Annotated in this window: 16 protein-coding genes; 8 read left to right on the top strand and 8 right to left on the bottom strand. The window is 40.0% G+C overall.

The genetic code is table 11. The features are described from left to right. Positions 1-90 precede the first annotated feature (90 nt). The 6 genes from J4N25_RS26030 (at position 91) to J4N25_RS26055 (ending at position 5,929) form a co-directional block, all read left to right on the top strand. The gene (locus tag J4N25_RS26030; RefSeq protein ID WP_207424824.1) at positions 91-975 is read left to right on the top strand and encodes a glycosyltransferase family 8 protein; all 885 of its coding nucleotides are present in this window, start codon (positions 91-93) and stop codon (positions 973-975) included. A 5-nt stretch (positions 976-980) separates the two neighbouring features. Next, positions 981-1,829, top strand: coding sequence for a glycosyltransferase (locus J4N25_RS26035; RefSeq protein WP_207424825.1), 849 nt, complete (start codon positions 981-983; stop codon positions 1,827-1,829). 141 nt (positions 1,830-1,970) lie between these two features. Continuing rightward, complete coding sequence (locus J4N25_RS26040; RefSeq protein WP_207424826.1) at positions 1,971-2,744, top strand: glycosyltransferase family A protein; 774 nt, start codon at positions 1,971-1,973, stop codon at positions 2,742-2,744. Positions 2,745-2,798: 54 nt separating this feature from the next. Continuing rightward, on the top strand, positions 2,799-3,749 hold the full coding sequence (locus J4N25_RS26045; RefSeq protein ID WP_207424827.1) for a hypothetical protein: 951 nt from the start codon (positions 2,799-2,801) through the stop codon (positions 3,747-3,749). A gap of 30 nt (positions 3,750-3,779) precedes the next feature. Further along, complete coding sequence (locus tag J4N25_RS26050; RefSeq protein ID WP_207424828.1) at positions 3,780-5,102, top strand: flippase; 1,323 nt, start codon at positions 3,780-3,782, stop codon at positions 5,100-5,102. 5 nt (positions 5,103-5,107) lie between these two features. Further along, positions 5,108-5,929: an alpha-1,2-fucosyltransferase gene (locus tag J4N25_RS26055; RefSeq protein ID WP_207424829.1), complete on the top strand. Its 822-nt coding sequence runs from the start codon at positions 5,108-5,110 to the stop codon at positions 5,927-5,929. A 20-nt stretch (positions 5,930-5,949) separates the two neighbouring features. Here J4N25_RS26055 and J4N25_RS26060 read toward each other — a convergent pair whose 3' ends face one another. The 8 genes from J4N25_RS26060 to J4N25_RS26090 are packed head-to-tail and all read right to left on the bottom strand — an operon-like array spanning position 5,950 to position 14,705. Beyond that, positions 5,950-7,041, bottom strand: a complete 1,092-nt coding sequence (locus J4N25_RS26060; protein ID WP_207424830.1) for a glycosyltransferase family 4 protein — start codon at positions 7,039-7,041, stop codon at positions 5,950-5,952. A 21-nt stretch (positions 7,042-7,062) separates the two neighbouring features. Then, positions 7,063-8,274, bottom strand: coding sequence for a glycosyltransferase (locus J4N25_RS26065; RefSeq protein WP_207424831.1), 1,212 nt, complete (start codon positions 8,272-8,274; stop codon positions 7,063-7,065). 5 nt (positions 8,275-8,279) lie between these two features. Then, complete coding sequence (locus J4N25_RS26070) at positions 8,280-8,894, bottom strand: acyltransferase (RefSeq protein ID WP_207424832.1); 615 nt, start codon at positions 8,892-8,894, stop codon at positions 8,280-8,282. 7 nt (positions 8,895-8,901) lie between these two features. Next, positions 8,902-10,443 (bottom strand): O-antigen ligase family protein, encoded by a 1,542-nt coding sequence (locus tag J4N25_RS26075; RefSeq protein ID WP_207424833.1) that lies wholly within the window; start codon positions 10,441-10,443, stop codon positions 8,902-8,904. Next, positions 10,443-10,574, bottom strand: a complete 132-nt coding sequence (locus J4N25_RS27015; protein ID WP_255537166.1) for a hypothetical protein — start codon at positions 10,572-10,574, stop codon at positions 10,443-10,445. Before J4N25_RS27015 ends, J4N25_RS26075 begins: the two co-directional genes overlap by 1 nt. 5 nt (positions 10,575-10,579) lie before the next feature. Next, the gene (locus J4N25_RS26080) at positions 10,580-11,779 is read right to left on the bottom strand and encodes a glycosyltransferase (RefSeq protein WP_207424834.1); all 1,200 of its coding nucleotides are present in this window, start codon (positions 11,777-11,779) and stop codon (positions 10,580-10,582) included. Then, positions 11,763-14,024: an exopolysaccharide transport family protein gene (locus J4N25_RS26085; RefSeq protein WP_207424835.1), complete on the bottom strand. Its 2,262-nt coding sequence runs from the start codon at positions 14,022-14,024 to the stop codon at positions 11,763-11,765. Before J4N25_RS26085 ends, J4N25_RS26080 begins: the two co-directional genes overlap by 17 nt. Next, positions 14,025-14,705: a TolC family protein gene (locus J4N25_RS26090; RefSeq protein ID WP_207424836.1), complete on the bottom strand. Its 681-nt coding sequence runs from the start codon at positions 14,703-14,705 to the stop codon at positions 14,025-14,027. A 470-nt stretch (positions 14,706-15,175) separates the two neighbouring features. Here J4N25_RS26090 and J4N25_RS26095 point away from each other — a divergent pair, with 470 nt between their 5' ends. After that, positions 15,176-19,153, top strand: a complete 3,978-nt coding sequence (locus tag J4N25_RS26095) for an Ig-like domain-containing protein (RefSeq protein WP_207424837.1) — start codon at positions 15,176-15,178, stop codon at positions 19,151-19,153. Further along, positions 19,153-20,085: a PorP/SprF family type IX secretion system membrane protein gene (locus J4N25_RS26100; protein WP_207424838.1), complete on the top strand. Its 933-nt coding sequence runs from the start codon at positions 19,153-19,155 to the stop codon at positions 20,083-20,085. The genes J4N25_RS26095 and J4N25_RS26100 overlap by 1 nt, the downstream gene beginning before the upstream one ends. The last annotated feature ends 22 nt before the right edge of the window (positions 20,086-20,107 follow it).

The following is a 20,107-nucleotide window of genomic DNA, read 5'->3' on the forward strand; positions in this document are numbered from 1 at the left end:
TTGTTGATTGGCTTACAGATATATACTCGATTTGTTTTAGAAATTCGAAAAAAAGTAGTTAATTTTACCTAGTAAATAAAAGCCTCGAGTTTGGAAAGTTCAATTTCTATTGTTGCCGCAAGTGACAACCATTATGCACTTCTTCTTGCAGCGTTAATTAAATCGGTTGAAGTTAATCATAAGACAAATGAAAAACTCGACTTTTATATAATTGATGACGGGATTTCAAAGCGGAATAAGACCAGGATTCAATCCTCTATTAATCCTGATACCACCACCTTACACTGGAACCCAAGTAAAGGCGTTGTTCCTGAGAATGTGAAAATACCTGTTGATCATACAGCCTTTCCTTTAACTACTTACCTCAGATTATTCGGCCCTCATATTGTTCCTGCATCTGTAAAAAAGATCATTTATCTCGATGTGGATATGATAGTTCAGGATGATATTTCCAAGCTTTACAATGTTGATATAGGAGATGCGCTCATCGCTGCAGTTCAGGACATCGGAAAAACTGTAAGTTGCGATTGGGGAGGGGTTCCAAATTGGAAGGAACTAGGTATGGATGAACAGGCCAAGTATTTTAACGCTGGTTTATTAGTGATCAATACAGAGGCCTGGCGATCAAAGGGAACAACCACTAAAGTGCTGCAGGCGATGTATGATAATATGAAACATGTTAACTTTGCCGACCAGTACGGACTTAACGTGGCTTTATATAATGAGTGGGTGGAGTTGGATCCCAAATGGAACTGGTTTGCTAATGACGCCTGCGAGAATCCTTATATAGTTCATTTTTTAGATATCAAACCCATTTTTAAAAATTACCGATCACAGGAAAGTTTTAAAACTGAATTTTATAAATACCTGAACCAAACCGCCTGGAAGGGCCACAAACCTGTTAGCGGCTATAAACGCCTTATGAGAAAGGCAGCAAATAAAATAAAGAAAAGGATCTTAAAGATTTTTAGCTAAGAGAGATGTACTTTAACTCAGTAACGCTTTTAATTACGCATTATAACCGAAGCTTATCACTTGAACGTTTGCTCCGCACGTTTTCCAAGCTAGATTGCCAATTTGAAGACATTGTTGTTTCTGATGATGGAAGTAAGCCTGAACATATTAATTATATTCAAAAGCTTCAGGAACAATTTTCCTTTCGTTTGATTACAACACCTGTTAACAAAGGTCTTGGCAATAATATAAACAAAGGTCAGGACGCGGTTAATACACCCTATACACTTTATGTACAGGAAGACTTTGTTCCAAAGCCCTTATTCAAAAAGAAATTTGTAGAAGCTCTTGCTGCTTTAGAGGAGGATCAGGAGTACGATATGGTGAGGTTTTACGCGTATTTTAAGTATCCTTATTTAAAGCCATATAAACACGGGTTTTCAGAAATGATCTTCAATGCCTGGGCATGGGGATATAAAAAGTTCTACTACTATAGCGATCATCCGCACCTGCGACGCAGCAACTTCTTCCAGAAGTTCGGCCGCTACCATGAGGGTATCAAGGTGGAAAGGACGGAGTACAAAATGATGTTCTCATTTTTACAGAAAAAAGGGAAGGCTTTATTTTATGAGGACTATCAGGATCTTTTCGACCAGGTGAATACATCATACGAGCCGAGTACTGTAACCAGGAATAAATGGAGAGAGAGCGGGAATCCGTTTATCTTGATGATGAGAGAGGCGTACAGGTATTTAAGATTTAATTTCGACCTTCACTTCACTCCCTCAACTAGCAATGAGAAATCAGGTCACTTAAATAATCAAGGGGGTAAAGACGACGACAAATTTCCTCCCAAAGGTGTTGTAGTAGTCTGATAAATATTTTTACTTAAAATATAACGTTTCAGACCCAGGTTCCGTATAAGTGACAAAACAACGGTGATGAATGAAGAGCGCGGGATTATAAATTTTTAGAATTTCACATTTAACTTGTGTCGTTAGTTATTATTCAAGATAATGAGTAGCAGTTATTACTTTAAGGGCATTACTTTATTAATTACTCATTATAACAGGAGTAAATCACTCGAGAGGCTTTTAAGATCATTTAAGGATCAGGGTTATCAATTTGAAGACATTGTAGTGTCTGATGATGGTAGTAAAATTGAACATATGTCATGTCTGCTTAGTTTGCAGAAGGAGTTTGAATTCAATTTGGTTACAACGCCCGAAAATAAGGGTCTTGGGAACAATATTAACAAAGGGCAGGAGGCTGTTAAAACTCCTTATACTCTTTATGTTCAAGAAGACTTTGTTCCAAAAGCTCTTTTCCTCGAGAAGTTGAAATTTTCACACGAGTTCATGGAGGCCCACTCTGAGTTCGATATGGTTAGGTACTATGCCTATTTCAAATATCCTTCGCTTAAGCCTTTCCGTAATGGCTTTTCGGAAATGGTGTTTAATTGGTGGAGCGTAACTGGTACTTACCGGAAGTTTTATTACTACAGTGATCATCCCCACCTTAGAAGGAGCAACTTTCTCGATAAATTCGGAAGGTACGCTGAGGGAGTTAAAGGGGATGTTACAGAATATAGAATGATGATGTCATTCTTAAAAAACAAGGGTAAAGCTTTGTTTTACGAAGATTACAATGACCTGTTTGATCAGGTTAACTCATCTTCTGAGCCATCAACAATGAAAAGGAATTTTTGGAGAGAAAGTAATAGTTGGGCTATAAGTGCATTGAGGCACTTGTACCGTCATTTACGATTCAATTACGATTATCATTTTTAGCTTAACATTTACCAAAGCTGGAAGGCCTTCCTTTTAAGCTTTATTTGAATTAATATGTTTGAAAAAATACTTAACAAGATATTTAGTTTAATCGTCTTTCTTCGTCACCGGGAGGTCCCGGCAGAACTTAAATATTTTGTAAGAGATACTTACCATTGTCGCTTCCGTCAGTTCAAGTATTTTTTCAAAGACTACCTGGTAAAAAAGCCATATAAGACAGTTGCCTTTCAGGGGGAGTTTGCTCCCGAGCTTCAATTTGCGCTTCCGTTTGCCTACTGGCATTATAAGAACGGTACACTGAAGAGTACGGTAGCCTCAAAGTATACTAAAGAGCTCTATTTCTTTTCGCCTGACCATCAGGAACAGTTCGATACCCGGACCAACGAGGGGAACTATGATTTTGAAATTCCGCGTATCTTATATAGCCATGATTACGACATGAGCAAGTGGGAACCCGTTCCGCTTAAGGATGTCTACGCAAATGATATATACAAGTTCGAAAAGCCCGTTCTGGTAATCGCCAACCGTTACAATATGGAGTGGGACGGACCACCTATCAGCTTTTTCAGTATTGAGGTATTAGACAAAATTATAAGAAGTTTAAAAGATAAGTATACGATCATTTATAACCGGCCCCGGCCACAAAATATCACGATGGATAATAGTGATATTTACGAGCTAAATGATTATGAATGGCTGCAGCAGGAATTTCCGGAAGTAATACTAATGGAGGATCTTTTTAAAGAGAACAAGGCAGGGGCAAGGAACTTCAATCATTTACAGTTGATGGTCTATGCTAATGCCAGTAAGTTCCTTTCGATCCACGGGGGTACAGCAACATTGGCAAGCTATTTTGGAGGGTCAAATATTATCCTATCTAAGCAAGGCCCGGAACACTACTTTAATTGCTACCAGAAGTTGTATCCACAATTTTCGAACGCAGCCATCTACCATGCGAAAACAGACGAACAGTTGATTAGCTATGTACAACAACATTATATATAGTTATTAATCTGGAATCTCATTAACGCGATCATGGCAAAAGACCAATACTGGCTCAAATCGGGCTTAATTAATATCATACAGAATTTTTCCGGTACACTAATTAATCTGGCTACATTTTATCTCCTTGTCAGATTGCTGGGAAAGCACGAGTTTGGGGTGTGGGGATTATATCTTCAGGCCGTTACGATTCAGGAGGTTGTCAGGAACGGATTAATTCAAAGTGCTCTGATTAAGTTTATTTCGGGATCGAAAGAAGAGGAACATTCGAAGATCGTTTCTGCATCTGTCACTATCAGTGGAACGATCACCGTTTTCTGCGTACTGCTAAATTTAATCTTTGCAGGATATCTTGCCGATAAACTCAAAGCCCCTGAGCTGGAGCCTATGTTCAGATTATACAATATAACATTCCTGCTTTCGGGTGTACTCACGCAGCTAAACTGTATTGAGCAGGCCAACCTTTCTTATAAGGGTGTTTTTGCAAGTAATCTGGTTCGTTCCATAATTCTTTTGTTATTTATTGCAATAAATTTCACCTTCAAGTTCACTACTGACCTTATTTCTCTGGTTTATGTTCAGATGGCCTGTGCTCTTGCCAGTATAGCCGTTGCCTGGTTCTTTGTTCGCAAATACCTGAATTTTGCTTATGTGTTCAACCTAGAGTGGATTAAAAAGATATTTAATTTTGGAAAGTTCTCTTTTGCTACAAATATAAGCTCGATCCTTTCTGGAACTATTGATCAGTGGATGCTTGCCGGAATTATTTCTCCTGCTGCATCCGGAGCTTTTAATATCGCGGTTCGTATCACCAATCTGGTAGATATTCCAACTAATGCGATTGCTACCATAGTATTCCCTCAAAGCGCCAAACGTATCGAGACCGAGGGGAAGGAGGCCGTTAAGTATTTGTATGAGAAATCTGTTGGAGCACTTTTGGCTATTGTGATGCCAGCGCTGATATTTGTTTATATTTTTAATAGTATAATTATTGAATTGCTTGCCGGCGATAAGTATGCTGATTCAGTACCGATATTGAACATCACATTGCTATATTGTATTTTCGGTTGCTTTGGAAGGCAGTCAGGTGTAATATTAGATTCGATAGGGAAAACACGTACAACCTTCTTTATTGTACTTTTCAATACCTGTTTGATCCTCGTTTTAAATTATTTTTTCATTCGCGAATTCGGGGTTTTGGGCGCAGCTTATGCTACGTTGATATGTAACGTTGTAGGCTTTGCGATTGCCCAGGTGATCTTGTACCGGGAGTTGAAAGTGAATGCTTTGAATTCCTTCGTCTACGCCGTTAAATTTTATCCTGAATTTATTAATAAATATCTCTTAAAGAAGTAAAGTGTATGGTTGGCGTTTATTTTAAAGGAAGGCTAGGAAATCAATTATTCCAGTATGTTTACCTGTTGTACCTTAAATCCAATCACAAGGATAAGGTGTTCTTTTTTCCAAATCCTCATCATGCTAAGATTGCCAAGTATTTCGATCTTGGACTATATCATAATCTTACCCTCGATTCAAAGCTCTATTCTGCTTTCACCCGGGTAATTCCAAAGGTAATTAAGTTCAAACCCGTATACATTGAAAACCTGTTTCACCCACGCGAGCGGGTGGTAGAGAACTTTACCATGCACTATGGCTATTTCCAATCAGACTGGTATTTGAAAAGGATCCCTGGTGGAATAGATATTAAAATTAAGGACAAGTATAGAAATGCCTTTTTTGAGCAGTTTGGAGATCTTTACAAGAATAATAAGACTATAGCTGTTCATATTCGCCGTACCGATTATATGAATTACCAGAAAAGGGATATTTCCTTGCCTGGAGAGTATTTTGTTGAAAGGCTTAAGCAGATCAAGGACATTGATAGCTATAAAGTGATCTTTGTTAGTGACGACGTACCGTTTGTGAAAAGCCTGTTCCCGCCCAAACCCAACTATATCTTTTCCGAGAATGATGAAATAACCGATTTCCAAATCATCCAGAACGCCGATATTGCTGTTATATCTAACAGTACATTTGCGTGGTGGGCGGCATACCTTTCTCCTAAAAAGAACACAGTTTATGCTCCGAAGAACTGGATGGCGTTCAGAATTGGCGCAGAGCACCCTAAAGGCATTATGACCGATAAGTTTATCTGGTGCGACGTGTTCGAAAGGAGCGAATAATAGAAAATAAAAGCTAAGGTCTAAACCAAAGCTTTATATACTTCAAGTGTTTCGTTGATGGATTTTTCGATAGGGAAATCCATCAATCGTTTTAAGCCATTTTGAATTAGCTTATTGCGTAGTGAAGAGTCGTGCAACAGCATTTCTACCTTTGCTACCAGATCTTCTGTTTCAAGCGCTTTAAACAATAGAACAGCATCTCCTCCGATCTCTTTAAAGCAATCAATATCACTGGCAATTATCGGACATTCTGCTTTAAATGCCTCCAGTAAAGGCAGTCCAAATCCTTCACAAAGGGAAGGGTATACAAACACAAAAGCGTTTTTGTAGAGATAGTTCAGTTGTTCGTCAGTAACATTAACGTGCTGCACCTTGCTTTGCAGATTGTTCCGGTATAGAAGTTCCGCATCCGCTATACCTATTGCCCCGCCGCCAGTAAGCACAACCTTTAAATGGGGGTACTTCTGAGAGAGTATTTTAAATGCTTCAATAAATAAGTAAAAGTTTTTATATCCCCCGCGATCTCCTACAAAGAGGATGTACTGCTCTGGAAGATTGTTAACCGGTGCAGTAAGCAATGGCGTATTGGTTTCGATTCCATGGTAAACAATGCTGATCTTCGAGGGATCCACATTGGAGAACCTCAACAGGTCATCCTTGGTTGTTTCAGAAATAGCAATGATTTTGTCAGCACGCTCTATGTTCAACCTTTTCTCGTGTGTCAAGGGATCCTGTGCCCAGAAATACTCTGGCAACCTTTCATGGGTCATGTCATGAACGGTTACAACTACCGGTTTTTTAACCTTATCTATAAAGTACTTGTCGTAATATGTTGGATGAAATACATCAAAATTCGACTTTTTAAGGAGCTGTTCGCAATAGAATTTATTGAGTTTATACGCCACAGAAGGGTTGGATACCTTTGCCCCTAAAAACTTAAGAGGTTGTTTTTCCTGTTGTATATAATGACAGTTACTTGTTAAAACCCCTAAGTCATATTCATAGCCAGGAGTTTTCTTAAGCGATTGGATGATATTAGCAAAATACCTGCTGATCCCGCCATAACGTTGTGTAGTGAATTTTTGATGATCAAACAGTACTTTTATAGACATAGAGAATTAATATTTAAGATCTTAAGAGGTTTTTTTTACGAGATAACTCGCCAAAAGTTCTGAAAAGCCTTTCAGACGGTTATCCCATGTATTTTCTTCTGCGATTTTCAGTCTTCGTTCAATCTGCGATGCTTCATTAGCCTGCAGTTCTTTTTCAATTGCCGCGGTGAATGAAGCGCTGTCTTCACAATATTCTACTACATCTTGAGTGAATTCCTTAAGATCTGGGTTGAAATTGGTTGCAACGACAGGCTTTCCTGCTCCAAGATATTCAAAGAGCTTAAGCGGGAAAATGGTGGCGCTTACGTCGTCCTTCTTGAAGGGGATCATAGCAATATCAAAGCCTTTAATGATGGAAGGCATGAGGTCGTATGGTTGTCTGCCAATCAAATGGATATTAGGGATTTTATAAAACCAATCAGGAATAAATTCCGGAGAGACTGGTCCCACGAACACAAAACTTTTATCCGGATTCGCTTTAGCTACTTCCTGTATCAAAGGAAAATCCATCCTCCGTTCAACATTGCCAAAATATCCAATTCGCGGAGAGGGAATAGCAGCAACTTCCGGGTGTACTTGCAGATGCTCATCCAAAGCCTTACTACTGTGACTTATATCTGCAGCGTTAGCAACAAAGTAAGTATCGGGATTTACTGCTTTCTTCTCCCTGAACAACTGCTTGCTGGTACATACTACCAGGTCGCTCTTTTTAACTACTATCGGTTCTGATGTTGTGCCATGTTTCAGGTCAAAGTCGATAATGAGGGGATCAACACACTGATAAACCGATAGTGCAGGCTTAGTCAGGTCTGCAATATTAGGGTAATGGAAATTAAATGAGTTGATATAAATAAACTCTTTTACTCCCTTTTGCTGATTTATCTTTTTGATTCGTCTTGCTATGATCGCCTCATTGATCTTCAATACCTGGCGATAAATAAATCCCTCAGGCAAAAAATTGATCGACAGCAGGGGAGGGGTGATAACTATTTTCAGATTAGGGATAGAGGTGTCGAGCAATCCATTTGAAGAAGATTTAAAATAGTCCTTTCTGCGGTTAAAGCTTTCCTGTCCTTTCTCCCTGAAATAGTCTTTCCAGGTATAGGGGTTCTCTATATAATAGACTTTATTGTTCTTAGCCAGGTATTTAGCAACAGTGTAGCTGGTAGACTCGTACGGTCCATCAAATTTTGCAGTCCCCAGAATGAAAATATGCTTATTCTCTAAAGCCATTTATTCTAAACTCTTTCCCAGGTTTTTGACTCGAAATTATACTTTTTAACCACCTTGGCAGGATTGCCAACGGCTACGCAATAGTCAGGAATGCTTTTCGTAACAACACTTCCTGCACCAACAACGCAATGCTTCCCGATAGTAACACCAGCAGTGATAACACTATTCGCGCCAATCCAAACATTGTCTGAAATTACAATGGGCTTCGTACTTACCTTCTGTTCGCTAGGTGGGATGCTCACATCTTCATAACCATGGTTCAATCCAGATACGACAATATTCTGTGCAAACATGGTATTATTACCAATGCTTACCGGCCCGATAATTACGTTGCCAATGCCAATAATGGTCTTTTCTCCGATAATAACATCTCCAACCCCATTGTTTACAGTCGCAAATTCTTCAACTATAGAATAGGCGCCAAGCTGAAAATCATTAAAGGGAAGGATGTCCATCCTGGTGTTATAACGAACTTTAGATCCTTTCCCTCTCTTGTGCTTTAGTGGATTAAGGAATAGTTTTACCCAAAGCCTGGGGCTGTATTCATTTTTCGGAATCAGCAGGCGATGCACGAATTTCTTTAAAGCAGGGTTGCTTTTAATTTTTTCAGTAACCGACATATAATGATTATTGGCGAAGCATCAATACTTTCTTTGCTGGCTCGTTGGTGATTCCCCTTTTCTCCAGATCGAGCCTTCTTGTGACATTAATAAGGGCAATATACAGATAAATATAGATACTGGTAGGAAATTGCACCAGAGCCTCCTGGGGATAGTTCCCAAAATTTATGGCAAATACAACCAGTACCATTGCGAGACAATAGTTCTTCAACTCCGGATCCTGGATCAGAAAGTAATTCTTTATCCCTTCTTTAAGTACAATGAACATCATCGTACAGAACAGGATAAGTCCAATAGAACCCATCTCAACTGCAACACGGACGTATCCACTGTCGGGAGGGAAACCAGCTATTTCAGTACCTGGCGCATACTTTACCCCGGAAGCGCCGGATCCTCCAAGTCCTCCACCAAAAGGGTGTTTTAGTATATAGGGTTGAATCCGCTTCTGGTTCATTTTTCGAACGTTGAAGGAAGCATCATCCGAAGGCTTAAATGCCGATTGGAATCGATAAAGTGTGACGTTAGAGGTTGGCACATTGATCAGTGCGAGAAAAAAGACAGCACCAATAGCACCATATAGCAGCGTAGTCTTATTGATGTTCATTGCCAGGTACAAAGCCAGAGCAGCAGGAATAAGTACGTACGCACCCCGGGTACCTGAATATAACATGGCCGAAATAAAAAAGGCACCCATAAAGCCGTAGCCAATCCGTGTGTTTTTTTTATATGGCCCAATTACCTTGGCAAAGCAGAACAAAGTGCTGGCAACCATGTTATAGGAAAATGCTACCGGGTCTGAGAAAATAGAAAACTTTCGCCACTGACCGTTGATAAAAAGCAGTAACATTACTAAAGGGTCATTAAGCTCTTCCTGCTCAAAATCGAAGAACCCAAAGTATTCCTGTTTAGTCGCATACGCAGCGGCAAACATTGATACGCACATCCAGGTGGTAAAAATAATCCGGATAAATTCTATCCTTCTAATGTTATAAACAAAGATGAAATAGGTGAGGGTAAATACACCTACCGACCTAACGGTATAAAGCCAGGCAACTCTTGAACCGGCCCAGGGATTTCCTACCTGAAGAATATTATAGGAGAACCATATCAGAATAATTGCAGAAATAGGACCTTGGAAAATCTTCCAGTTCTTCTCGTATTTCTGCTTAAGAAAGAAGCCCGCAAAGAGGAGGTACACCAGACCGTCCATGATTGTTCCCAGCGGATAGCCCTTTATCAGTCGCAATAGGAACATGATAAAATAGGCCATGATCAGGAGTACAATTATCCCGAATTCAGGAATGGCTATTACGGCAAGGACGGTGGGAATTGCTATCATGACAGCAATCAGCAATAGGCCTATGGAGGATCCTTTGGATACGACAAGGAAAGAGATCCCCGCACCACCAAGTAAAAGCATCAGGATGCCAAGTGGCCAGGCATACTGCTTTAGGAGATCCTTAAGTTTATTTGGATCTGTCTGTTTTTCGTAGAAAACATCGGGTCTTCCCGGGGGACGAACATAAGCTGTTTCCGGATTGGTGCGCATTAAAGAAACAGGATTTTAATGAACCAGACATAAGTAGTTCCCGCTGCTAAAATGATCGCAAGCGTATATTGTAGCTTATTCTCATCCGGAATCTTATTAAACTTATCTTTTAGTTCAGGAAGGATTTTCATGATACTTATACTTTCTGTTCCTGTAGTGTTTTTTCAATTTCGGTCTCAGTATGGAAGTGCTGAGTGGAAACAGACCTTTTATTTGCCCTGAAAATATTGGCAAGGGAAATTAACTGAAAGAATACGAATTTAGGTATACCTGCAAGGGAAGTATATATCCTTGGATCTGTATGAGAACGTTTCAGAGAGATTACGAACCCTGTAACGAAAGCGATAAATCCAGCTGCCCATAATGCTGCTACCATTGGGTTGATAAAGAGATTAACAAACATCATCATCATCCCAAGGATCAGAAAGATGAACAAAGGAGGGCGCAGTAAAACGATACCAAACAAGATCTGATTCCAGCTAAAATTAGCAATACCCTTAAAGATCAGTGTAAAGCCAAAACGGAAGTATTTAAACCAAGTGTTGATCCATCTTGCTCGCTGATTCACCAACTGATCGGAACGTGAAGTCTTCTCATCAAATACGATTGCATCAGGAACAAAGGCAATACGTTTATTCCTTTTAACGATCTCCGACTGAAGGATCTTGTCAAAACCAGCTCCAACGATATCTTTCTGTTCCAAACATTCCCTGTATAAAGCCACGGTAAAGGCCATTCCCGAACCAGCCAAGGTTGCCGAGGAACCGGCATCAAACAACTGCTTACCGTCATAGTAATGGTAGTAAATATCACGTGCACCGTCAAGGCGTGCATAAGTTGTATCCAGGTTTTTAGCTTCCCTGATTCCCTGTACAGCTTCAAATCCCTGATCAAAATAAGTATTCAAGTTGTTCAGGTACTCCGGTTCTACCAGGTTATCACTATCGATGATAGTAAGCCTCTCATGGGCTCTTCTGAAATTTCTGATTGCATAAAAATGTGACCGGGTATTACTTGCTAAAACTGTTTCAGGTCTAAGCAGGACAACCTTATCACTTTCGAAATGAAGATTGCTGATATCGCAATTGTCGGCAACAATATAAATAAGGTAATTGGAATAATTAAGCTTTAAGATTGAGGAGACGACTGAATGAAGGCTGTCTGTATAAAGATATGCCGTAACAATAATAGCATAGTCGGCTTCCTTGCCAGGCTGCCTTGCTGGTTTCTTTTTGCGGACTAAAGTAGCAATGAAGAGTAATAATAATGGAAATATCAGGTTGAACCCTATGATTGCCTGAACTGCATTCCAAAGAGTATTAGCTATATGATTCATGCTTCTTTTTTTTGAACCAGCCTTTCTTTTTCTCAGGCTTGGTTATTTCTACCTTATTTATGATCCAGCCAATAAACTTATGATCGTTTAAAGCATGCAGATAATCGTTAGCTACCGTTTCTTTGTTACCGAACTTCCGGTTAGATTGAAAAACGCCTGCTATTTTATCAGTAAACAAAAACCACTCTTTTGCTTTATCCAGTTGTTCTAATGGCGGGATCTCTACCATGATGTAGTCGAAGCTCGATTTCAGGTGAGATATCTTCTCCCTTAATCGTTCCTGACTCGTGATCTCTAATAGAGAGGCATCATTTCCTTTGTTACCCAAAACACTTATACCCCTTCTCTTGAAATCGGTTTCAAAAATATTTTCGAGGAGGAAGTCTTCAAAGTAGAATTCCGCGTTTACTGACCTTGAAAGAGTAGGATTGGAAAAATTTCCGTCAATAAGGAGAATGTTTTTATTGGTCAATGCAAAGGCATAAGCAAGACTTATGGATAAAAAGGTTTTGCCTTCCCCCTTTGAAAAGCTTGTAACGCTCAGGAGATTGGTGTTTTTAGGATACGATTGCTGAAGTAGCTGAGGATTCGCCACTGTAAGTTCTGCCCCAGGCAATGCAAGTAGCGGCTCTGAATCTAATTCTGCGCTAATTTCAAAACGGATAGATCGCAGCTGATCCTTAAATCCACCTTTATTCCAATTCCAAAGGCTATGGACGTCGGTGGTTGATGTATGCAATTTTTCTATATATCCCAATACAGGGAACCTGGATGCATTAGCAAGTTCCTTTGGTTGGGTAACTGTCGTGTCAAAGAAGAATAAAATAAAGAGTACAAAGACCACAAATGCAAACCCAACAATACCACTGATGATAATGAGCAGCATCTTTTTAGATGGTATAGCAGTTCCTGGTAATGCGAAAAGGCTTTGTTTAAGCTTTACAGAGAAGTTGCTCTGAATACTTGACAGGTTGTATTTATCAAGGATATCCAGGTACTCCTGACTAGCAATATCGATATCTCTTTCGTAGCTCTGGATAATTGCTTCAAAAGGAACTAGTCGCGAGAACTGGGACGTAAGCGATTTATACTCTTTTAATAAGGAGGCAACACTATGCTGAGCAATATGCAGCTGCGTTTCCATATTAATTTTTTGCGATACAAGATCCTGTTTTGCAGCAAGCGGGTTAAAAATATTTTCCTCTACCGACTCTTCTACCTTTCCGTTAAGGATACTTCTTAACGAGTCCATGCTGTCTTTATAATTGTTATCAAAGCCTTCTCTGATAAAAACATCGGTTAGGGCTTGTAACTGCTCCCTGTAGGCAAGGATATCAGAGTTTACGCGGGAAGTAGTAGCCTCAAGATATTTTCTTTCTCTTGGAGTGAATTTACTATTGATGTCATTAATGGTTCCAGCATAAGAGATGATCTCTTTGTCTGTTCGTTCCCGGTTGCTTTGAACCTCGATCATTCGCTGATAAAGGATCTTCGCCTGCTCAGGAAGGTTAAGTACGCCATTCTGAATCTTGTAAGACTTCAGCTGGTTCATCTTGTCGTTCAGGTTCTTTTGCTTTTCCTGTAGAAGGGTAGATAGGAATGTGACCGACTTACGATCGGCGTCCCTCACCCTATCCGCGTAATAGGTGATAAATTCAGCTGCCACAGCATTAGCCCCAAAACCAGATAATTTGGCATCCTCTGATGAAAATTCTATGGTAATGAAATCACTTTGCCCAACACGAAGGGCCTGTAACTTTCCCCTTAAAGATTCAGAATCATAGTTCATGGATCCCAAAATGCCGTTTAGTAGCTCCTCTTCCGGAGTAACCAAAGTAAGCGGTTTACGGTTCCTGTATCTTGTTTCAAAACCAATTATTGCTTTGCGCTTGTCTTCAGCACTTAATTCACTTAGAAAACGACTCGGCTTTCTAAATGGAGCAGGATCTTTAAGGTCATGTAGTATAAATTTATAGGCAACCATGTCCAACACATTATTCGATTGGATCAGTTGGATCATGTTGCTGAATGTTTGATCAATTTCTTGCTGCTGAGGTGCTGTTTGTTCAGTCACAACGGCATCGTTAGTCCGATCTACAAGGCCTGTGGATATCTGAGATTTGGAGACATAGGAATTAGGAAGGTTTCTAACCAGGAAATACGTTATAGATACCGTAACAATCGGTATAATGATTATAACGACGATGTGCTTGTATAAGAAATTAAAAAACTTCGCTAACTCCATCTATTTTACCTCTTCTAATTTAACTCCAAGAAGCTCTTCCAGTGAGGCCTTTGCAATAAGCAATCCCCCTTCCGCATTTATTTTTGCAAGATTCTGAGCTCCTAGTCGGTCTAAGGTATTATTATATTCAGACATGTTTACTTCGCTTCTTTCAAACTTATACTTAACCATTGCAGCATCAGTTTGAGCGTCAATTGCTGCTTTTGATGCAACCTGAACAAGTTTCATGGCTTGAATATAGGCAATATATCTTCTTTTTACTTCCGTTGTAAGCGTTAACTGGTACTCCGCAATATCATTTTTTGTGATTTTCAGATCTTCCTTAGCTCCCTTTACATTGAAAGGTGTTTGAAAAAAACTTCCGATGTTAAAAAATATCCCTAACTGGTAGCCACTAAAGAAGGTTGGGTTTAGAATATTTAATGAATTAGCCGGAGAATGTACCCAGGATAAACTAACCGGGGCTATCCAGCCTAGTTTCGCTTTAGCTATGTTTGCTTCTCCAATTTTAATCCTGCTTTCTCCTGATTTTACTCTAGGGTAATTTTCCAAAGCAACTGCAACTAATTTTTCCATATAAACGTATGATATCTCGTTCATCATACTTTCTTGGGCATTAACGTGTTGCAGGCTAAAGAGGAGGATAGTTATTAGAAAAAGTCTTTTCCCTAGTTTACTCATGTTTTTAAAAAGCCCCAAAATAAGAGGTAAAGTTAACGTATAATGTCCGTAGATAGTGTATTAATTTTATAATTGAATATCCCCGAGGTCACTTTTAAAATCTAAATGTGTGCCAATATAGCCATAAGATCCTAATTGGTGATTATAAGGGGAATACGATACTGCTGGACACAATGTTACAAAAGAGTGAGAAAAAAAATCCCCAGTTTCTGGGTTTGTTTGAGGATGAATAGTGATAGAAGGAAAGAAATAAAACCCTGGTAGCAACGCTGAGAGGAAAAATTAAACTGATGGTTTATTATATTAAGTATTTTATTCAATCTAGCTTGGCTCAAGCTATATTTGCCTTAAATAATACCAAGTGGTTTAATTTTTGGGATTACAATTCAATCCTCTGTTAGCGCTTTTGATGAGTTTATAAAACAAGCATTGACGGTAAAATTTAACCATCTTCCCTTGGGGAATACTTTATGAGAAAATACTTACTATTCCTGTTATTGGTAGGGTGTATGGGATCTGTATTGGCACAGGTTACACCTTTTACATATAACGAAACCTTTACGAATTCCTATATCAAGGATGATGATATTGTATTTAATGGTGAGCCAAGAAAAGCCTTTCTTACTGCCGGGTCTGACGTAAAGGACGCAGAAGGGCAGGGATTTCTTCGTCTCACGAGCGCCGACAACAATCAAAAGGGATATATTTATTGTAAAACCCCATTTACTTCATCGCAGGGTTTCTCAATTCGTTTCGAATATTTCACCTACGATGGCGGGGATTCAGGAGCCGATGGAATTACGTTTTTCTTATTTGATGCCAACGCTGTTAACAATGGGAATTTTCAAATCGGAGGATTTGGTGGTTCCTTAGGTTATGCTCCCTATGATTTAAATGGTAGTATTTCAGCCGGTCTCAGCGGCGGTTATATTGGTGTGGGGATGGACGAGTATGGGAATTTTAAAATGAAAAAGGAAGGTAGGACTACAGGTATAGAGCCTATTGGCCATTTGCCTCCGACTCGTAATTCTATCACTGTTAGGGGACCTGCATCGAGTGGATACGAGTTTGTAAGAAACGTCCAAACGAATGAAGCTCCATTCAATTTCGAGATACATTCAGGCAAAAGGGCTGTAGACTCGTTAACAGTTGGATATCGCAAATGCTTTATCGATATGGAAAGGATCAATGGCGATAGTAAAAACGGTTACTATTTAACAGTTAAAATATTGATAGGCGGTCCAACCCCAAAACGTCTAACCCTTATCGATAAACATCCCTACACCTATGCACCTCCTCCAATGCTGATGTATGGTATAGCTTCCTCAACCGGAGATTCAAGAAATATACATGAGATCAGGAATGTACAGATAAATACCTACGATCTTCGCTCTGAACCTCCTCAGGCTATAAATGATGGTCAGGATAATCCCTTTGTTACTTATCCTGGAAGATCAATTACCATAGACGTTTTAAAAAATGATATAGCAGAAAAGGATCACGTGATTCCAAAGGACAAAGTTTTCCTTAACGGGATCACATCAGCACAGGGAGGAGCAATAAGTGTTAACCCTACAACGGGTTTGGTCACATACGAACCAAAGCTCGGTTATACCGGTCCGGATTCTTTTACTTACTACGTGCTTGATGACCGTGGGCTAAAGTCGGGGGCAGCAACTGTTTCTGTAGTTGTCAGACAACGGCCAGTTGGGAAGCCTGATATTGCGATTGTAAACATTAATGAAACTCTGGCCAACTTCAGTGTCAGAAAAAATGATCCTGATAGCTTGAATACTACATTCAGGATCAAAACTTATCCAAATGTAATCAATACAAATCCTGCGAATTTCTTCTGGTCGGAGGCAACCGGAACATTCAGCTATAGGCCAGTACAAGGAAGTACAAGTGATTCTTTTACCTATAATATTGTAGACGCTAATGGTGAACTGTCTGATGATATCCTGGTAACCATAAAGATTAATTATCCTCCGGTTGCAGTAGATGACCCGGATGCGAGTCCCACCTCGGCTTATTACATTACCACCAATACCCTTGTTACCCTTTGGCCGCTCTTGAATGACCGGGATCCCGACCTTGACGAACCGATCGAGGATTTTAGAACAAGGATTGAAACCGTAAGGCCAGCTGCACATAATGATCGTGGAGAAGGAAAGCAGGTTAACGGAACCTATTTGTATGCTTCAAGGGAGATCGGAAATGATATGATCGTTTACAAGCTCAGGGATAGAGGAGGCCTCGTTTCAAATGAGGCCAAGATTAAAATAAAAGTCTATCCTAAGCCGCAGATCGGTATAGCAAAAAAAGCCAGCTTTGTTGAAGCAGAAGGTTCGAGTTACGATATCACTTATAAGTTCTATGTTAAAAACCTAAGTCCTCAGGTTGCAGCTTTCAGTGAAGCGGATCAGATGGTATTATCAAACGTCGGTATCCTTGATGATATATCCCAGGCTTTGACGGGTGGTAACTTTACGATCAAAAGTTTTAGGAAGTTAAGTAATAACGGAACGCTGATTTTGAATCCCTCTTTTACAGGGAAGAAAGTAGACAATCTTGATTCGCTTAATATACAACTGTTAAACCGGACGGCGAGTAAACTGGCAGTTGGGGCAGAGGATAGTTTGGAATTAGTAATTAATGTACCATTTTCGAGGTCTACTGCCTGGACAGTAGACAATACATCAACAGCGAAAGCTGAATTCGCCAAATTAATTACAGAATCAACAAAATGGACAGAGGATGATTCTTATGATGGAGTAGATCCTAATAGCTATTTTCTTGGTGGAAAAACCTCAGTTGTCCTTCCCGTTCCAATCAAGCCTGTAGTTAGAGATACCACGTTTGAAAGGTATCAGGACGATCCTGCTTTTGTTGAAGATATTGTTGCAAAACTGGCTACTATAACCGGAAAGAAAACACTAGACAAAACTTCCTTGAAGCTCACCCTGGTATCAGGTAGTACAGTAACAACAGGGATACAATCAGATGGTGTTAAATTTACTCTTGCCGGAACTGCGGGTGCTACACTTTTCAACTATACTATCAAGGATAATTTGGGAGTAGAGTCTAATACCGGAAAGATCACTATAGTAGTAAAAGCTACACCTGCTGGTGTTCCCGACGAATATGCCACCCTTACTAACCAGGGTGTTGAAATAATGGATGTGAAGGCTAACGATGGGGTAAATACAAATTGGGCAGTAGCTGATCCTCAAACAGCTGGAATCAGCGTCAATCCTAACGGTAGTTTGAAGTACGAGCCCCTGGATTTTAATAAAGACTTTTACGGTGTATACAGGTTCACCTACAGACTTATCAACTTATATGATGGTAAATTGACACCTCCTATTAATGTCACCATTCATATCAATAACCCTCCGATAGGTACTGACGCGAATTTAACAACCGGAGTAAATACACCTCTAAATATTAATATAGCAGCTTTAACAAACGACCTTGATGGCTCTGTTAATCCGGCAAGTGTTAAAATTGTTAGTCCGAACCTATCAGGTGGAACAGTTACTGCCGATCCCGCAAACCCTGGAAGTTTCATCTTTACGCCTGCTTCCGGCTTCAGCGGAACAGCTACTTTCCAGTACACTATTGATGATAATGATGCAAAGAAAAAAGGAACATCCGCGCCAAAGACAGTTACCATTGCAGTAGGTAAGGGTTCAGCATCTTCCGCTATCGGACTTGCAAAACAACTCGCAAGCGTAGTGCCGGGTCCGAATAACTCTTTTGAGGTTCGTTATATCTTTACCATAAAGAATTATGGAGCAGAAGAGCTGCAGAACGTAAGCCTTACAGACGATATTGGTCTGGCATTTAATAACGCTCAATTTATCATTAAATCATTAACAGCTAAAGGTACTCTTGCAGTGAACAACTCCTTTAATGGTTTTTCAAACATTGAATTGCTTGACAAAGCAAATAGCAAACTTGCCGCAGGTGGAACTGCAACGGTAGAATTGCTACTCACTATTAAGTTGCTTGACAAAGATGGTGTGTTTGTGAACACTGCATTTACAGAGGCCAATCCAGCTTCAGGAATCACAAAGGTAAGAGACCAGTCGACCTCCGGAACTAAGCCTGATCCTGCAGACGACGGTGATGTATCTCCAAGAGACCCTACGCTGGTTGAACTGCGTTTCCCTGGCTTGTTCATCCCTCAGGGCTTCTCGCCTAATAATGATGGAACAAACGACTTGTTCGTGATAAGAAACGTCAATAACCGTAAGATTGCCATTCAGATCTTTAACCGTTGGGGCAATAGGGTTCACCAGTCAAATGACTATCAGAACGATTGGAATGGAAGATGTACTGAGGGTGTTTACCTTGGGCAGGACCTTCCTCCGGGAACTTACTTCTACATCATTGTGATTGATGGCAATGAGAAATTTACAGGCTATATAACACTGAACAGATAATGAGGAAGATAATTTTAGCGACTGTTATTGTAGCGATGCTGCTGGGTGGCAAAAAGGTATTTGCTCAACAAGAAGCAATGTATACTCAGTATATGTTCAATACCCTTTCTATCAATCCTGCCTATGCGGGAAGCAGGAACGTACTTTCGGCCACTACCTTGATACGTTCGCAGTGGACTGGAATTGAAGGAGCTCCTAAGACGACCACTTTTACTATAGATGCCCCGATGAATCGTAAAAAGGTAGGGCTCGGTCTTCAGGTTTTTAAGGATAAGATAGGCATAATGTCTACTACGGGACTTGTTGCTACCTATGCCTATCGCATCAGAATGGATCGTGCCAGCCTTTCATTTGGATTACAAGGTGGGATAAGCCAGTTCAGGGCCAACTATACAAATGTTCAACTTGAACCTTATGGGCCCTCTAATGACGTAGCTTTTGGCAATAATGCCAATACTAACTTTTACAATGTTGGCGCCGGGGCTTACTATAATTCCGACAAATTCTACCTGGGTTTGTCGTCACCTCAACTTATGCAAAATGTAATGCCGAGCTATACGGGCGAGCAGTCTAAGAATAACAGGCAGTTTAGCCACATTTTCCTAATGGGGGGCTATGTGCTGTCGCTTAATGATGATTTCAAACTGAAACCATCCTTCCTGGTGAAGGCGGTGAAAGGTGCTCCTCTTGAGGGTGATATCAATGCCAATCTTTGGATCCGTAATGTATTCTCTGTAGGGGCTCAGTATAGAACAAATGCTGATGTTTCCGGAATGGTAGAATTTCAGATTAGTCCACAGATCCGCGTAGGTTATGCCTATGATCATAGTCTTACCGACTTGCAAAGTTATAACTCAGGGAGCCATGAAATTATGCTGAGATTTGAGTTGGGACTGGATCGCAACCGTGTTATAAGTCCAAGATATTTTTAATAGCAGATAATCGTGAGAAAAT

The organism is Desertivirga brevis (genome assembly GCF_017355835.1).